The sequence below is a fragment of the Mycobacterium sp. KBS0706 genome (assembly GCF_005938675.2).
GTDB lineage: Bacteria > Pseudomonadota > Alphaproteobacteria > DSM-16000 > Inquilinaceae > Inquilinus.
In genome coordinates this window covers 1-258 of record NZ_VCCH02000428.1, presented here as the reverse complement: position 1 = coordinate 258, position 258 = coordinate 1, and the positions used below count along the sequence as shown (strand labels likewise).

General features: G+C 73.3%; 1 protein-coding gene. It reads left to right on the top strand.

The window, feature by feature from the left end; translation table 11 throughout:
* The coding region (locus FFK22_RS42575; RefSeq protein WP_143957087.1) for an AMP-binding protein at positions 1-258 on the top strand (258 nt) is incomplete at both ends.

Genomic DNA, 258 nt, shown 5'->3' with positions numbered 1-258 from the left:
CGGCTGGCGGAGGATGCGGCGACGCCGCTCGGCCGGATCGCCTTGCCGACGGAGGAGGATCGGCAGCGTCTGTCGCAGTGGAACGCGACGGACATCGCCTACGAATCCGTCCCGAGCGTGGTGTCGCTGATCGAGCGCCAGGCGCGGGCGACGCCGGAGGCCGAGGCTCTGGTGTTCGGCGCCGAGCGGCTGAGCTATGCCGAGCTGGATCGCCGGACCAACCGCTTGGCCCAGGCCCTGGCCGCGCGCGGCGTCGGT